10 protein-coding genes are annotated in these 14465 nt (G+C 34.3%); 3 read left to right on the forward strand and 7 right to left on the reverse strand.

Going from position 1 to position 14465, the window contains the following annotated elements; translation table 11 throughout:
* Positions 1–44 precede the first annotated feature (44 nt).
* Positions 45–4055, reverse strand: a complete 4011-nt coding sequence (locus TD18_RS05835) for an ATP-binding protein (RefSeq protein WP_040249857.1) — start codon at positions 4053–4055, stop codon at positions 45–47.
* Between the two features lie 119 nt (positions 4056–4174).
* Between TD18_RS05835 and TD18_RS05840 the strand changes: the two genes are divergently transcribed.
* Positions 4175–5104: an isoaspartyl peptidase/L-asparaginase family protein gene (locus TD18_RS05840; RefSeq protein WP_040249862.1), complete on the forward strand. Its 930-nt coding sequence runs from the start codon at positions 4175–4177 to the stop codon at positions 5102–5104.
* On the opposite strand, the gene TD18_RS05845 is transcribed toward TD18_RS05840, so the two are convergent.
* Genes TD18_RS05845 through TD18_RS05855 form a run of 3 tightly spaced genes read right to left on the reverse strand, consistent with a single transcriptional unit; the run spans position 5105 to position 7445 of the window.
* Positions 5105–6235 carry an HTTM domain-containing protein gene (locus TD18_RS05845; protein WP_084205855.1) on the reverse strand — a complete coding sequence of 377 codons (1131 nt, stop codon included), beginning with the start codon at positions 6233–6235 and terminating at the stop codon, positions 5105–5107.
* A complete protein-coding gene (locus tag TD18_RS05850) occupies positions 6195–6539 on the reverse strand; it encodes a hypothetical protein (RefSeq protein WP_040249866.1) in 345 nt (114 codons plus the stop codon). Before TD18_RS05850 ends, TD18_RS05845 begins: the two co-directional genes overlap by 41 nt.
* 42 nt (positions 6540–6581) lie before the next feature.
* On the reverse strand, positions 6582–7445 hold the full coding sequence (locus TD18_RS05855; RefSeq protein ID WP_040249869.1) for a cyanophycinase: 864 nt from the start codon (positions 7443–7445) through the stop codon (positions 6582–6584).
* A gap of 106 nt (positions 7446–7551) precedes the next feature.
* Between TD18_RS05855 and cphA the strand changes: the two genes are divergently transcribed.
* Complete coding sequence (gene cphA / locus TD18_RS05860) at positions 7552–10191, forward strand: cyanophycin synthetase (protein ID WP_040249871.1); 2640 nt, start codon at positions 7552–7554, stop codon at positions 10189–10191.
* A 67-nt stretch (positions 10192–10258) separates the two neighbouring features.
* On the opposite strand, the gene TD18_RS05865 is transcribed toward cphA, so the two are convergent.
* Entirely contained in the window at positions 10259–10531 is a 273-nt protein-coding gene (locus TD18_RS05865; RefSeq protein ID WP_040249872.1) for a hypothetical protein, read from the reverse strand.
* Positions 10532–10901: 370 nt separating this feature from the next.
* Between TD18_RS05865 and TD18_RS05870 the strand changes: the two genes are divergently transcribed.
* On the forward strand, positions 10902–12311 hold the full coding sequence (locus TD18_RS05870) for an aldehyde dehydrogenase family protein (protein WP_040249874.1): 1410 nt from the start codon (positions 10902–10904) through the stop codon (positions 12309–12311).
* 138 nt (positions 12312–12449) lie between these two features.
* Here the strand turns inward: TD18_RS05870 and TD18_RS16615 are convergent, their stop codons facing one another.
* Positions 12450–13565: a tail fiber protein gene (locus tag TD18_RS16615; RefSeq protein ID WP_052461058.1), complete on the reverse strand. Its 1116-nt coding sequence runs from the start codon at positions 13563–13565 to the stop codon at positions 12450–12452.
* Positions 13566–13746: 181 nt separating this feature from the next.
* The gene (locus TD18_RS05880) at positions 13747–14436 is read right to left on the reverse strand and encodes a LytR/AlgR family response regulator transcription factor (RefSeq protein ID WP_040249876.1); all 690 of its coding nucleotides are present in this window, start codon (positions 14434–14436) and stop codon (positions 13747–13749) included.
* Positions 14437–14465: the final 29 nt, after the last annotated feature.

Here is a 14465-nt window from a genome sequence, read left to right on the forward strand (position 1 = left end):
CAAGGAAATAGGGTGTTTTGGCGATTTTTTTGTTTCTGAAATAGTTAATTTCTGAATTCAGTCGGACTAATATTAAAAGTCTCTTTAAAGACTTTACTAAACCAATTTGGGTCGTTAAATCCGGTAGCATAAGCGATTTCTGAAACGGAAAGATTTGTAGTTTTAAGGAGCTCTTTCGATTTTTCTAAACGTACGTTTCTTATAAAAATGGAGGTGCTTGAATTTGAAATGGCTTTTAATTTTCGGTACAGTTGTGAATCACTCATAGCTAAAGCTTTGGACAATTTTGAAGCATTAAAACTAGAATCTTCAAGGTGTTCATGAATAAGGTTTACAACTTGCTTTAAAAATTCTACATTTTTGTCTGGTGTTTTTTGTGGTGTTTGTGCTTTAAGTTGATCTAGACTGTAAGTCGCTTGCAGTTGTTGCCGTTTGCTTATGAGCATTTGCATTCGTAGGAGCAATTCTTCCTTTTGAAAAGGTTTGGTTAAATACGCATCTGCACCGCTGGAAATCCCTTCTAATTTGTCTTCTTGCATAGCTTTCGACGTTAGCATCACAATAGGAATATGATTCGTAGTAACCTGCGATTGAAGTTTTTGAGTTAATTCAAACCCATCCATAACAGGCATCATCACATCGGTAATGATAATATCTGGTATGGTGTCTTCAGCCTTTTCAAAACCTTCTAAACCATTATTAGCAAATGATACTTTGTATTGTCCTTGTAAACAAGAGGCAATATAACGCGCCATGTCAGAATTATCTTCAACAATTAAAACGGAATTGGTGTCTTCGGGAGTTACAACATCATCTAGTTTTGGGACATAGGTTTTACCAATACTGCTTTTTAATGGGTTCAACTCTGGTGAACCTTCAAGGGCCGAATTTCTAATCGGTAATGTCACTGTAAATGTTGTGCCTTTGTTGACTTTTGAATCAACCTTGATGTTGCCTTCCATAAGTTGCACCAATTCTTTGGTTAGTGACAAGCCAATTCCAGTGCCTTGAGAGACTTTATATTCTTGGTTTTCAACTTGAAAAAAGCGATCAAAAATATGAGGTAATTGGTCTTCAGGAATTCCTAAGCCTTGGTCTTTTACGCTAATTTTTAATGTATCATTTTTGATTTTAGCAGCAATTGTAATTTGTGAATCTTCGACAGAAAATTTTATCGCATTAGACATTAAATTAGTAAGTATTTGACGCATTTTTTCAGCATCAAAATCCATTTTTAGTTCGTCAATGTCCGATTCAAATTTGAGGCTTATCGATTTTTCTTCAGCAATACTGGAGAAACTATGTACCAGATATTGCATGTAGGATACGATATCACTTTGTGTCGTATTAAGGGTTAATTTTCCTTGTTCTAATTTGGCTAAATCCAGCATTTGATTAACCAATTGAAGTAAATTATTGCTGTTCTGTTCAATGGTGTTCAAAGCAGTATTACCCTCATCTTTTTCTGAAAATCGTTCTTTTAAATGATTTAAATAGCCCAGAATTACCGTTAAAGGTGTTCTGAATTCGTGGGTTATATTTGTTATGAATCGTGATTTTAAATCATCTAAATCTTGAAGGCGTTTTGATTCTTGTCCGGCAATTTGCCTTTGTAAACTTATTTTATAGAAAGCGTAAACGATTCCTAAAAACACTATTAAATACGCTAGGTAAGCTAAGTTACTTTTATACCAAGGTGGTATTACTTTGATGTTTAGTTGTAAAGGTGGTTTATTCCAAACTTTATCTCGAGATTTTCCTTGAATTTGAAGTATATGATTACCCTTAGTTAATTCTAACAGTTGAATTTCTCGAGTGCCTCGTAAGTCGTTCCATTCATTTTCATTCAAGGTGTAAATAAATTGATTGTTTTTGTTAGGTCGTAAATCCAAATCTGAAAAACTGATGTAACAAGGAAAGTCTGTATAATTGAGCCTGATTTCATCGGTTTTTGTAATGCTTTCCTTTAAAATTGATGGATGGTTTATCGGACTTATTTCTTTATCTTTTATTTTTAAAGAGGTATAGATAAGGTTGCCTTGAACATCTAATTCTGAGACTTTTTCTGGATTAAAAATATTGAATCCGTTGATGCCACCAACATAAACCTCGTTAGTCTCTTTATTGTAATAATGAGCACCTAAATTAAACTCAGAGCTTTGTAATCCGTCCTGTTGATTATAGTTAATAAACTGTTCAGTAGTTTTATCAAATTTAAAAAGGCCTCCATTAGTTGTAAGCCATAAATTATTTGCTTTGTCTTCGGTAATGCTATACACAAATGTGTTCGTTAACCCATGGTCTTCACCATAACGTTTAAAGGTGTTTTTTATAGGATCGTATTTATTAAAACCATCTTGTGTAGCAATCCACAAAATTTGATTATCATCATGCCACGTATGCAATGTTGTATTACTACTTAGGCTATTGACATCGTCTTTGTTATGATAAAATTTAGTGAATTTTGGTTCTGAATAATTAGCACCTTCAAAACTTAGTTTATTTAGGCCTTCTTCAGAAGTAATCCAATAATTTAAATCCTTGTCCTGAGACATGTTATAAGTAAAATTTGAACTTAAAGAATTATTGTCAGCACTGCTTTTGTAGTGTTCAAATGTGATTGTATTTGTTTTTAAATTACCAGTAAATCGATTTATTCCACCACCATAGGTAGCTATCCAAACACTATTATTGTGGTCTATATAAATGCCTCTAGTGGTATTTGAGCTTAATGAAGACGTATCAGTTTCGTCATGAAAGAAACTAATGATCTTAGGTTTTTCTGGATTAAAGTCAGTTAGATGTATTACAGATGCTCCTTTTATAGTTCCAACCCACAAGTAGTTATCCTGATCTATTGCCATAGCTCTGATAACGTTAAAAGCCAATTTATCGTCTGTATTTTCTTTTGTAATCGAAGTGACTTCGCCTTTCGTGTTTATACAGTTAATTCCTTTTCGAGTCCCAACAAATACATAGTCTTTATTTTTTGCAAAGGCTAAAATGAAACTATTGTTAAGCGCAATTTCAGAGGTCGTGTTGATGTTTTTGAATACAGGATTTTTAAGAGGAACGACATCCAGATTATTTGTTCCTATCCAGAGTAAATTGCCATCAGTAAATGTGTCATAAACTCTATTGGAAGAAATAGAATTGTTATGTGTTTGGTCTCCCTTATAAGTCGTAATGTTTTCAAATTGAGTACCATTAAAGTTTTTAGCAACAAAAAGGCCATTAAAAGTTCCTATGTAAAACGTATTCTGGAAAGCATCAATGGATTCGACGTTTAATTTTTCATTAACTTCATTAGATTCTAATGTTATGGTAAGGAGTGTATTTTCATTTCTATTAAAAGCAAATAATCCCATTGATGTTCCTAGCCATAGCATATGATCTTTTACAAACATAGTGTTGATTAAACCAATTGAACTACCTAGTTTTAATTCCTTAAATACTCTAGTGTTGCTAAGTATATTTTCAACAACAAAAACGCGACCATCAATGGTGCTTACGAATAATGAATTTTCATAAAGATGACTGTTGTTAAATTGTAATTGTTCATGATTAACCTGTGAAATTTTAGAGAGCACATAGTTATTATCTTTCTTTTCAAATAGTATAATACCTTCATTTAAGACTGTAGCAATAATAGATCCATCAGACATTTTTGATAGGCTTGTACAATTACCTTTTTTTACTGAAGTTGTTTTAAAACTATTCAAACTTGAATCGTAGATACAAATCCCATTATCGTTAGTACCAATCCATATATTATTGGCATCATCTTCAACCATTGTATTGATGAAATTTCCCGAAATGGATAAGCTATCTTTCTTTTGATTTTTGTAAATAGTAAACGAGGTTCCGTCAAATCTATTTAATCCATCTTGAGTTCCGAGCCATAAAAATCCATTTTTATCTTTGAGAATGCTTCTAATTGTTTCTTGAGATAACCCTTCGTCTAAACCATAATGATAAAACGTATAATCTTGTGCATTTAAAATGGTACAACTAATTATGAATAAAAATAATATCCGATAAAAACTATATTCCATAGTATTATTTAGGGTGATTTGTCATAAAAATACAATTTTTAAGGACACAGATTGATGATTCATTTTAATTAAATAATTGAAACTAAAGCGTATTTTTGAAGTCTAAATAATAATTACAAATGAACACGTTATCGATTGCCATCCATGGAGGTGCAGGAACTCTAGTAAAAGGTATGATGACTCCAGAGTTAGAAGCGAGATACAAAAACGATTTGAAGTTGGCTTTAGATAAGGGTTACGCTATTTTAGAAGCTGGTGGAACAGCCATTGATGCTGTTGAGGTTGCCGTCAAAGTTTTGGAAGATTCACCTTTATTTAACGCAGGAAAGGGTTCTGTGTTTACGGCTACAGAATCTCATGAAATGGATGCCAGTATCATGGATGGGAATACTTTAAACGCAGGTGCTGTGAGTTTAATCACAGGAATTAAGAATCCGATATCTTTAGCTCGTGATGTTATGGAAAAAAGTGAACATGTGTTTTTGGCTGGAGAAGGTGCGATGCAGTTTGCAAAGGAACTTGATTATACCATTGAAAATGACACCTATTTCTATGACGACTTTCGTCATCAACAATGGTTAGAAATCAAAGATACCGATAGGTTTCAATTAGATCATGCTAAGAAGAAAGACTCAAAGTTTGGAACGGTTGGCGCAGTGGCTTGCGATCAAGATGGTAATATTGCGGCAGCAACTTCAACAGGAGGTATGACCAACAAAAAATGGGGACGCGTTGGTGATAGTCCGATGATAGGCGCAGGCAATTACGCCAATAACAAAACCTGTGCGATTTCATGTACTGGAAGTGGTGAGTTTTTTATTCGAGGTGTTGTCGCTTATGATGTGTCTTGTTTAATGGAACATAAAAACATGAGTTTAAAAGCGGCTTCCGAAGAAGTGATTCACAAGCGTATTCTTGACATTGGTGGTGATGGTGGATTGATTGCTGTTGATACCAAAGGGAATATTGCAATGCCTTTCAATACGGAAGGGATGTATCGAGCGAGTAAAACTTCAGAAGGAGAAGAAGACATTTCTATTTATAAATAATTAGCTTTTTTTCTTCTTTTTCCAATGTATTGGCAAAAAATAAAAAATAACACTCCATATGAAAATCATATTGAACACAAACAAGGTGGTTCTATGGTTATACAACACAATATACATTGCCATATCAATAGCAATCAAAAGCATAAAAAAATTAGGAGTATATAAAAAAATATCTTTTAATGCCTCGTGATTGTAAAGTGTTTTGTCTTTCGTTTCAAGGCGAAGCCAATGTGAATTTTCAGAAGGTAAATCAGACCAAGTTTGCTTTTTGTCTCGATCTAAAAAAGTGAAAAATTGTTTTAATGGATGAAGTGACTGTTGCTTATAACTAATGCGTAATTGTTCTTTAGGAATATTCAAAAATGCCAATAATACAATAGCTAAGGATTCAATAAAGTGACCGAATCTAAAAGAGGTTAGTGTAAACAGTGTGGTATGAAAAATGATGATAAACCACAAGGTTAAATTTCGGGTTTTTTTGAATAATATTAATACGGCAATAGCGAATTCAGTAATCATCGCTATATAAGATAATAGCTTCGCAAAGACTAATTCGGGCAATAATTCTGAAACATATAAATACACAGGATTTTCTCGGGCAGTGCCTAACCAGGTATCCATAAATGCTCCAGACCACCAATCAGGTTCTAAAAACTTATTAATAGACGCTCCAAAATACACTAAGCTCAATTGAAATATGAGCAAATAAGGTGGCTCTTTGTCATTGGTTAATCCAGCTAGAAAAAGTGCACAACCACAAATAAAGGTATGGTTAAAAAATAATGGCTTTGAGGCTATAATACTTAGGATAACAACCGAACCTGTAACCAAAGCTGCCGTTCGTACCTTAATATTAAAAAGTAAAGCAAAAACACTTGAGGCATATATTGCTCTTAGTGAATATTTAAAGACATTGGGATATTCATTAAACCAATCTAAAGCTGGAATAAAAGGAATAAAAGGATCTGCTATCTTAAAAAACATATGATGTGCAGTCATTAAAATGACGAGTAGCTTGCACATCAGTAAAACATTTGGATGCAATTTTGTACCTTCAAACTGAAAGGGTCTGGTGATGAACGTTGAGACATTATTCATGTGAAAACCTCCATTCTTTTTCTTCGTGACCATTAACAGCGTAGGTGATTAAAACCTGAGCGTTATCTGCTTTACCATAGGTGCGCTCATATTGAGATATTAATGAGAAGATATTATCAATAGAGCGTTGTTCCCAACCTCTCATTTTATAATTGTATCGTGCTTCGGTGTCTTCTGGACTCAAAGTCTTTCCGTCTATGGTCACAAATACTTCAAATTTTACATGTGTATCATAGGGTGCCCAACAAAAAAAGCGCTCTGGAATAAAACGAGCATAAATTATGGATCCTACTTGAAGTAAGAGAAAAATAATTCCTATTAAAACCCTAATTTTCATAAGACTCTAAATTATAGGAAAATGTATTGGCTAACAAAATTATTAGATGAAAGGAGCTTCAATTGGGAGCACAGTCACTTTTCTGTTTTCTATATTGTATTGATCACCATTAGAAAGGACATGAATAGTAAGATTAGCAATGGTCATAGGAGTGCCTTCTTTTAGAACTTTTTCATTATTGTGCGTTAATTTACTACCATCAAAAACAATGACCATACCTGAGCCAATAACGGTACATTCAATTCCGTTTTTTATAATCATTCCAGTATCTTCTGCAAGTCCAATACCCAAAAGATTAGGATGCTTCGCTATGGCTTCAGATTGTCTTCCAAAGCGACCACGACGAATAAAATGTGTATCAATAATAACTTCAGGAATTAGGCATAAACCTTTGTACATCTTAACAGCTCCTTTAATGAAAGACTCTGTAGCACTGCCACCTGCAATCATTTCATTAGCCATGGCCATCGCACCAGCACTTGTTCCGGCAATAACAAAGCCTTCTTCGTTTTGATAACGGTCTAATAAAATCTTATGAATGGTCGATCCTCCTATTTTATTAGTAATTTTTGATTGGTCACCACCAGAAAACATCACGCAATCAGCATTTTTAATTAACTCTATAGCGTGTTGTTTTTCAGAATCTTTTTTGGAACGGATATCTAACACTTCAACATTTTTACAGCCCAAAGTCGTAAAGGCTGTTAAGTAATTTTCTCCAACTTCTTTAGGAATACTTGAGGCAGTAGGAATCACTACAATATGAGCATCAGGACCTCCAGCTTCTTTAACAACGTGAAATAAAATACCTTCATCAATAAATTCTAAAGTGTACATTTCATTAGCATCAATACCTTTATCTTCATTTCCTCCAATAGGTATTAGTGTTCCTTTTATCTTCTGCATACGGTCTATTCTGTGGTTTAAATATTAAGCAAAAATAAACTAATTTTTCTATTGAAAAATGTTATATTTATAATCTTTCACATTAACTAACCGAAATTATATTTAAATGAAAATACGCGAAATAAATGCCATGAGAGGACCAAATTACTGGTCTGTTAGACGTCATAAATTAATAGTGATGGTCCTTGATCTTGAAGAAATGGAAGAACTGCCTTCTAATAAAATTGATGGCTTTTATGACCGTTTAAAATCAATGTTCCCAAGCATGTATGAACATCGTTGTTCGGTTGGTGAACCTGGTGGATTTTTTCAGCGTGTTGAAGAAGGTACGTGGATGGGACATATAATAGAACACATTGCTCTTGAAATTCAAACCCTTGCCGGAATGGATGTTGGCTTTGGAAGAACAAGAGGTTATGGTGAAGAAGGTGTTTACAATGTGGTTTTTGCTTATATGGAAGAATCTGTTGGTCGCTATGCTGCCAAGGCTTCAGTAAACATATGTGAAGCCTTGATTAAAGGTGAAGACTATGATATGTCTGATGATATTCAGCATATGAGAGAACTTCGTGAAGCAGATCGATTAGGTCCAAGTACTGGTTCTATTGTAGAAGAGGCTGAAGCTCGAGGCATTCCTTGGATTCGATTGAATAAATATTCACTTTGTCAGTTAGGTTATGGTGCCAATCAAAAGCGTATTCAGGCTACAGTAACTAGTGAAACCAGTAGTATTGGAGTAGAATTGGCATGTGATAAAGAGGATACAAAATTTTTACTGGAACAAGCTGAGGTTGAAGTTCCGAAAGGTGATATTATTCGTCGTGAGCGTAGTTTAGAAGAGGCTTGTCGTTATGTTGGTTATCCGTTAGTGATTAAACCCATTGATGGTAATCATGGTCGAGGCATCACAGTAGATATTCAAAATTATGAAGATGCACTTCAGGCCTTTCATCATGCCAAAGAGAGTTCTAAAAGTGGTGCCATCATAGTTGAAAAATTTATAAAAGGAGACGATTACAGACTATTAGTAATTAATAATAAGCTTGTTGCAGGTGCTATTCGAACACCAGCTCATGTTATTGGTGATGGAAAATCTACAGTTCAAGAACTTATTGATAAAGTTAACTCAGATCCTAGACGAGGTTATGGTCATGAAAATGTACTCACTCAAATTACAGTTAATGAATTAACGAAAACAATTATAAAAGATGCTGGTTACACTTTAGATTCTGTGATACCTGAAGGTGAGCGACTTATATTAAAAGACACAGCAAATTTAAGTACTGGTGGAACGGCTGAAGATATTACCGATATTATTCATCCAGCAAACGTTTCTATGGCAGAACGTATCTCTAAAATTATCGACTTAGATATTTGTGGTATCGATATTATGACCACAGATATAACAAAACCACTGAGTGAAACAGGTGGAGCTGTTTTAGAAGTTAATGCAGGTCCAGGATTTAGAATGCACCTGGCACCAACATCGGGATTGCCTAGAAATGTGGCTGCTCCAGTAATTGATAAATTATTCCCTCAAAAAGGCGACACTGGTCGAATTCCAATCATTGCCATTACTGGTACCAACGGAAAAACAACAACCTCTCGCTTAATCGCTCACATTGCAAAAATGAATGGTCATCGTGTAGGTTACACAACAAGTGATGGCGTATATATTCAAAATAGATTACTAATGACTGGCGATTGTACAGGTCCTGCCAGTGCAGAGTTTGTACTAAAAGATCCTACCGTTAATTTTGCAGTCTTAGAGTGTGCAAGAGGCGGATTATTACGCGCTGGATTAGGTTTCAAAAAATGTGATGTTGGGATTGTAACCAACGTTGCAGCAGACCATTTGGGACTTAAAGGAATTCATACCATAGAACAATTAGCAAAGGTGAAAGGTGTCATCCCAGAAACAGTTTTGCCTGATGGTTATGCGATTTTAAATGCCGATGATGATTTGGTATATGAAATGCGAAGAACCGTTAATTGTAATGTGGCGCTATTTTCCATGGATGAGAATAACCCTCGAATTAAAGCGATGCAACGTCTCAATGGAATTACAGCTATTTATGAACAGGGTTACGTAACCATTTGCAGAGGCGAATGGAAGATGCGAATTATGAGAGCTGAGCAAATTCCGTTAACTTATGGAGGGAAAGCAAAATTTATGATTCAAAATGTGTTAGCCGGAATTTTAGCTGCTCATGTTCAGGGTATTAGTATCGAAGATATGAAGGCAGGTTTAGAAACTTTTATTCCTTCAGCATCGCAAACACCTGGACGATTAAATTTATTCAAATTTGAAAACTTTACAATTTTACTAGATTACGCACACAATGCTGCTGGAATGAGAGCTTTACAGAAATTTACAGATGAATTAGAAGCTACAGTTAAAGTCGGTATTATTGCAGGAATTGGTGATAGACGTGTCGAAGATAATAACGAAATGGGTTCTATTGCTGCTGAAATGTTTGATGAAATCATTATTCGTCAGGACAAACGTTTACGCGGAAAAACCGAAGAAGAACTTATTAAGATGTTAAATGATGGGATTAAAATGAAAGATCCTAACAAGAAAACGACAATCATTCCTTCAGAAAAAGAAGCTATAACCTTTGCAGTAAAAAATGCGGTTAAAGGATCACTTATCATTTTATGTAGCGATGTCATACCTGATGCACTTGATCTGGTCAAGAAGTTTAAAGAACAAGAAGCGAATGGTGAATTAAATTTCGCTTGAAGTTAAATTATAGATATAAAAAACCCGAAACAATGTTTCGGGTTTTTTTTTGATTTTATCTAGCCTATTAGCAAACTCTTACCTCTTTTACTTTAATGTGTAAACTTTTTCTGTAAGCTTTAATGCTAATAATATCTGTACTTTTTTTACGGTTAATTTTAATAATCTGAGCTTTTATTGCTGAAGCTTCAGCTGTTTCACTCTTAGTAGTTTGAGTTTCTGCGTTTTCAATTACAGTTTCAATAGTATCAGTATTTTTAATATCAGTAGTATTTGCTTCCTGTCCTATAGATAAGAAAGGTAACATTGTAATCGCTAATATTGTTAAAACTTTTTTCATAATTGCTTGGGGCTTGTTATTAAACTCATGTCAAAGAAACGTAACAATTAAGGTTGAGAATGAATATTTTGGATAAAGCGACCGATTTTTAGGTAAGATGAACACGTTCGCAAAAAACATCGATGAACTACACAAAAACGGCTTGAAGCCCAATAAATACGTTGTAGATTAAGTGTTGTTTTTTTTGGTTAAGTGGTTTTTTAGAATGCATTTTAACGATAAAAATGACACGTGTTTTTAAAAACTCAATAAATACGGGTATTGCGAGCTATGATTTCTAAAAATAGCCGTTTGTCGATATCCTTAATCTGTTTTAAGGGATTAAGTACATTATAAATTATTGTATCTTTCTTTTTTTCCAATAAAGATTATGAACTATTCCGATAATACCTACGCAGCATTGTTCAATGCACAAAAAAGTAACCAATTTGTAGTGGGTAATACCACGTATAAAACTCGAATAAAAAAGTTGAAATCACTTAAGTTCGCTTTAGAGAGAACGTACAAGCAAGAGATTAGAGATGCTCTTTATGCGGATTTCAAAAAGCCTACGCTTGAAACAGACTTAACAGAGATTTATCCTGTTATTGACGAAATAAATTTCGTGAGCCAACATTTAAAGTCTTGGTTAAAACGACAAAAAGTAGATACACCTATAGCTTTGCTTGGAAGTTCATCATGGATTAAAAATGAATCAAAGGGAGTGTGCCTGATCATCTCTCCTTGGAATTTTCCTATAAATCTTACTTTCGGACCTTTAGTTTCAGCAATTGCTGCAGGAAATACCGTAATGTTAAAGCCTTCTGAAATGACGCCTAACACATCTGCTGTGATGGCAAAGATTGTAAAAGAGGTGTTTGAAGAAAATGAAGTAGCACTTGTTGAAGGTGAAGTTGAGGTGTCGCAAGAATTGCTCAAGCTTCCTTTTAACCATATTTTTTTTACAGGTTCTCCTCAGGTTGGAAAAATCGTGATGAAAGCAGCCTCAGAGCATTTAACTTCTGTAACTTTAGAGTTGGGAGGAAAGTCGCCAGTGATTGTTGACGATACTTCTAATTTAGATAAAGCGGTTAAAAAAATTATCTTCGGAAAGTTTCTTAATGCCGGACAAACCTGTATTGCACCAGATTATGTATTAGTTAATGCGTCTGTCAGATCTGAATTTAAAAGTGCCTTTGAAAAGTACCTTACTGAATTTTACACCGAAAACCCTTCTGCTTCAAAGTCCTACGGAAGAATCGTCAACCAGAAACATTTTACACGTTTGAAAGGCTATTTAGAAGAAGCCGTTTCAAGAAATGCTTCCATTGCGTTGGGAGGAACTGTAGAAGCAAAAGACAATTACATAGAACCTACATTAGTTTTTGATGCTCCTGAAGACAGTGATCTCATGCAAAATGAAATTTTCGGACCTATACTTCCAGTGAAAACCTATGATAAAATAGCTGAGGTGGTTGATTACGTCAATTCAAAAGAAAAGTCATTAGCGCTATATATTTTCAGTAAAAATAAAAGGAATATTAAGTACATTATTAATAATACAAGAGCAGGAAGCACTTGTATAAATCATAATTTGTTACAATTTTTAAATCATAACTTACCTTTTGGAGGCTCTAACAATAGTGGTATTGGAAAGTCTCATGGCTATTTTGGATTTCTTGAATTCACAAACCAACGATCTGTTTTAAAGCAGCATACCCTTGGTGCGGTAGATTTGTTGATACCACCTTACGGCAATTTTAAACAAAAATTAGTTAATTTAACTATCAAATGGTTTTGACAAAAAAAGCCGTTCCCTACAAACGACTTTTTTTTCAAAAACATAACTGAATAGCATTCCAATTAATATGTTTATTCTTTGCTTACAATTTTATTAGTTTGATATGTTTCTGTCTTGTTTTCTAGCATTTATAATTCTTCAATATTTTATACAATACATGACAGTAATATTAACAGGTCTATTTTCTGTCGATCCTGTGAGTTCTGAATTGAATGTTGGCATATTTAATTGATGATTATGACTTCCATTAGAATACGTGTTAAGTGACGGTATATTTATAGTATGGTTATGATTTCCAGTAGTATTTGTATTCGAAGCCGGAATGGTTACAGTATGGTTATGACCACCAGAACTCAATGTATTCATAGTTTCGGGCCCTGCATTATTTTCATCTATTAGAAATGCATCGTCTGATCCAAAAGTTGATGTATTCGCATTCACACGTTGTCCTCTAAGTATATGTGTATGAGGTGCAATGTAATTTGTAGTTGTCGAATTTGATGGTACATTGTGATAATGATTACCAGAAGCATTGGTACTTATAGTTGTAGTATAGGTATTATGAGAATGGCTACCATTGGTGGTTGATATCACACTTGGCGGAATATTCTCGTGAAGATGACTAGACAGGTCATCATCTTGTGTAGTTCCTACATAATCTCCAGTAGTTCCATCACCTCTATCTTGCCTACTTGCAGCATCAGGATCGTTTCCAGCGCCATTATCAAAGCCTCTTAAAAACTTACCTCTATAGTCTGGTAAATTAAATGTCGTAGAACCGTCACCTGCTCCATAATAAGTTCCAATCAAAGCAAATAAGTCAGCATAAGTTGCACGACTAACAGCCGAACCATCGCAAACTAGATAACCAGCTGGAGGTGTTTCTACCGGAAAAGAAAACACAGCTCCAGTAGGCACAAGATCTATACTCTCTTTAAGCATGCGATCCCAAGTAGATCCATCATAGAAATAAAACCCTTTTACGTCATCTGTTTGGTAAACCATTAGTCCATCGGCAGGCGTAGTAATTGCCAATCTCTCAAGTGCCGTCATTCTCGGGATTAGAATTCCTTTGGCATCAGACTCTATATCTAAAATGCTTGAGCTGTTGGGAGATGTAGTCCCAATACCAACTTGTGCTAATGAAGCATGAGTGAAAGTGAATAACAGTAATACAACGACTCCTTTGAATATATTTTTTAAAGCATTTTCATTAACGTAAGAACGCTTAGTATTATCATTTAAGTAGTTCATCCTGATTATGTTTTCGAAGTGATTTTTTAGAGGAAATAACCTTGTGGGAATGTAGAGTAGTTATATATCGAATCCACTAAAAACCTGATTAATAGCTCTATAAATTTAACTCTTACAAGTGTTGTAACAGATAATTTTTAGTAAAGGCAGGAAAAACTTTAGTGAAAGCAATTAATCTAATTTATTTGCTTTTTAATTTACTCATGACAAGACTCTTTTGTGATGCGCTAACAGGAATTGATTCTGTTTTTAAAACTAGCTCATCTACACCTACAGAATCTATATGATTAATATTAACCCAGTATGAACGGTGAGTTTTAATAAAGTGTTCTTTATTGAGTTGCTCAGACATGTGTTTTAAAGTGTGAGGAACTAAATAGGTTTTAGACGGAGTATGTACATAGCAATAATTATCAAATGCTTTTAGATAAAGAATGCTATTTTGATTGACCTTATGTAAACGACCTTCAGATTTGAGCATAAGGAAGTCGTTGTTTTGTGACTCATAATTGTGCCATGCTAATTCAATATTACTTCTTAGACCAGATTCGGTAAATGGTTTGACGATATAGCCTAAAGGATTTGTTTGCTTAACCCGTTGAATCGTTTCAGGATCGGTTTGAGAAGTTAAATATAAATATGGTAATTGCGCTTTATCCAATTCTTGTGCCAAATCAACACCATCATGAACTCCTTGTAGTTGAATGTCAACTAGAATTAAATCTGGTTGCAAGGTTTTAATATCCTTTAATGCACTCAAAACGTCTTCTGCATCACCTACGATTTTACACCCATGCTTTAACAAAGCAGTTTCGATAGTTGAAACTATCAATGGCTCATCTTCAACGATATAAATTTGTAAGGCTTTCAAACTGGTACAGGCTTATTAAGATATCTAGG

This window comes from Psychroserpens mesophilus, from assembly GCF_000826645.1.
Classification (GTDB): domain Bacteria; phylum Bacteroidota; class Bacteroidia; order Flavobacteriales; family Flavobacteriaceae; genus Psychroserpens; species Psychroserpens mesophilus.

Bases quoted from the DNA above. Each gene is read 5' to 3' on its own strand.
- TD18_RS05835 (WP_040249857.1), bottom strand. From the start codon at position 4,055: ATGGAATATAGTTTTTATCGGATATTATTTTTATTCATAATTAGTTGT.
- TD18_RS05840 (WP_040249862.1), top strand. From the start codon at position 4,175: ATGAACACGTTATCGATTGCCATCCATGGAGGTGCAGGAACTCTAGTA.
- TD18_RS05845 (WP_084205855.1), bottom strand. From the start codon at position 6,235: ATGGTCACGAAGAAAAAGAATGGAGGTTTTCACATGAATAATGTCTCA.
- TD18_RS05850 (WP_040249866.1), bottom strand. From the start codon at position 6,539: ATGAAAATTAGGGTTTTAATAGGAATTATTTTTCTCTTACTTCAAGTA.
- TD18_RS05855 (WP_040249869.1), bottom strand. From the start codon at position 7,445: ATGCAGAAGATAAAAGGAACACTAATACCTATTGGAGGAAATGAAGAT.
- cphA (WP_040249871.1), top strand. From the start codon at position 7,552: ATGAAAATACGCGAAATAAATGCCATGAGAGGACCAAATTACTGGTCT.
- TD18_RS05865 (WP_040249872.1), bottom strand. From the start codon at position 10,531: ATGAAAAAAGTTTTAACAATATTAGCGATTACAATGTTACCTTTCTTA.
- TD18_RS05870 (WP_040249874.1), top strand. From the start codon at position 10,902: ATGAACTATTCCGATAATACCTACGCAGCATTGTTCAATGCACAAAAA.
- TD18_RS16615 (WP_052461058.1), bottom strand. From the start codon at position 13,565: ATGAACTACTTAAATGATAATACTAAGCGTTCTTACGTTAATGAAAAT.